Origin of the sequence: Nocardiopsis sp. TNDT3 (assembly GCF_003427465.1) — a bacterium.
GTDB classification, from domain to species: Bacteria; Actinomycetota; Actinomycetes; order Streptosporangiales; family Streptosporangiaceae; genus Nocardiopsis; species Nocardiopsis dassonvillei.
In genome coordinates, this window is the sequence record NZ_QPFC01000564.1 from 1 (window position 1) to 2042 (window position 2042).

The 2042-nt window shown below is 72.9% G+C and carries 2 protein-coding genes and 1 pseudogene; 2 read left to right on the top strand and 1 reads right to left on the bottom strand.

Annotated features, from left to right (window positions below; genetic code table 11):
- Nucleotides 1–953, bottom strand: a 953-nt coding sequence (locus DQW06_RS14480) for an aldehyde dehydrogenase family protein (RefSeq protein ID WP_117198648.1), incomplete at its 3' end; no start/stop codon positions are given.
- Between the two features lie 259 nt (nucleotides 954–1212).
- Here DQW06_RS14480 and DQW06_RS14485 point away from each other — a divergent pair.
- Entirely contained in the window at nucleotides 1213–1806 is a 594-nt protein-coding gene (locus DQW06_RS14485; RefSeq protein ID WP_013151091.1) for an RNA polymerase sigma factor, read from the top strand.
- A pseudogene (locus DQW06_RS14490) lies at nucleotides 1803–2042 on the top strand (hypothetical protein); the annotation flags it as partial. The gene DQW06_RS14485 and the pseudogene DQW06_RS14490, both read left to right, overlap by 4 nt.

Genomic DNA, 2042 nt, shown 5'->3' on the forward strand with positions numbered 1-2042 from the left:
TCGGTCAGGGCCCCGGTGACGGCCTCCGCCATCGACGCGGGCACGATGACGCGGCGGATGGCGGTGCACTTCTGCCCGGCCTTGACGGTCATCTCGGTGACGACCTGCTTGACGTACAGGTCGAACTCGGGGTCCTCCTCGGTCACGTCCGGGCCGAGGATCGAGCAGTTGAGGGAGTCGGCCTCGACGTTGAGCTGCACGCCTCCGCTGACCACGTTGGGGTGGTTGCGCAGGATGGCGCCGGTGGCGGCGGACCCCGTGAAGCCCACGACGTCCTGCGGACCCAGGGCGTCGAGCAGTCCCCGGTGGCTGCCGACGAGGAGCTGGAGGGAGCCCTCGGGCAGCAGGCCCGACTCGACCATGCGCCGCACGACCGCGACGGTGAGGTAGGCGGTCTGCCCGGCGGGCTTGACGATGCTGGGCATCCCCGCGAGGAAGGCGGGGGCGAACTTCTCCAGCATGCCCCACACCGGGAAGTTGAAGGCGTTGATCTGCACGGCCACGCCCGGTCGGGACGTGTACACGTGCTGGCCCACGAACGTGCCCTGCCTGCCGAGCGGCTCCAGGGGCCCGTCCAGGATGACGGTGGAGTTGGGCAGCTCGCGGCGGCCCTTGCTGGAGAAGCTGAAGAGCGTGCCGAAACCGCCGTCCACGTCCACGGCGGTGTCCCGTGCGGTCGCGCCGGTCCGGTGGGAGAGGGCGTAGAACTCCTCCTTGTACCCCGTCAGGTGCTTGGCGACCTCCTTGAGGATGTTCGCGCGCTGGTGGAAGGTGAGCGCGCGCAGCGCGGGGCCGCCGACGGTCCGCGCGTGGTCGACCATCCCCGCGACGTCGGGGCCGTCGGACGAGATCCGTGCGACGGTCTCCCCGGTGTTCGCGTCGGCCAGGGGCGCGCCCTCGTCCGCGGGGGTGAACCATGCTCCCCGCGCGTAGCTCTGGAGTGTTTCGGGCACCGGACGGTCCTCTCCTCGGGCTGTGCTCTCTGACGAACAGTATTACAGACCGATCGGTCAGTAAATAGCCCCGGTAGAGCTGCGCCGCCTCCCACCTGCCCTTTTTCCCGTTTTCCACAGGCCCGCGCGAAGGGCTGGGTCAGGCCCCCGGCTCACCGGCGGGAGAACCCGTGCGCCCGCGCGCGCAAACCCCGGTCCGACGCTGTAATACGGAGGCCCCGCCGGACAGAAGGGGGTGAGACCGCACGGAAGGAAGTCGATGAGCAGTGAGGACACGGACACGGAGGAACCCGCGAAGAGCGAGTTCACCCGGTTCTTCGAGCGCTACCACGGTGACGTGTACCGATACGCCGTGCGCCGCCTGGGCCCGGACCTCGCGGACGACGTCGCCGCCGAGACCTTCGGCGTCGCCTGGCGCAGGTACGACCGCCTGCCCAAGGACCAGCCCCTGCCCTGGCTCTACGGGGTGGCGCGCAACGTCATCCGGACCCGGCTGCGCGGCGAGCGCCGCCGAGGCGAGGTGCTCGGCGCCGGGGTCGCCGCAGACGCCCCCGGCACGGCCGACACCGTCCGCCAGGTGGAGGAGCGGGACGCCGCGCTGCGCGCCCTGGACCGGCTCAGCGCCACCGACCGCGAACTGGTGATGCTCCTGGCCTGGGAGGGCCTGGAACCGGCCGAGGCGGCCCGGGTCCTGGGCTGCACCACCGCCACCGTGCGCGTGCGCCTGCACCGGGCCCGCCGCCGGATCGAGCGCTTCCTGGACTCCTCGCCCCCGGCCGGCCGGGACCAGCCCCCACCGCGTCCGGCTACGCCGGGCCCCACGCACGTCCGAGTTCCCGTGGAGGAGAAGTGAACCGTAACCCCGCCAGCCGCGGCTCGCGCGGCGACACCGAAGCCGTGCGCGGGATGCTCGCCGCGCACGACCCCGCGGCCTCCGTCCGCCCCGACCCCGCGGCCCGCGACCTCACTAGGATCGAGGCGATCGCCTCGGGCGACCGCCTCCGGGGCCGCGGCCTGACCCCCCGGCGCACCGCCCCGCGCCTGGCGCTGGGCGCCGCCGCCGCGTTCACCGCCGTGGCAGTGCTCGGA

Coding starts and splice junctions, on each gene's coding strand:
- DQW06_RS14485 (WP_013151091.1), top strand. CDS start 1,213: ATGAGCAGTGAGGACACGGACACGGAGGAACCCGCGAAGAGCGAGTTC.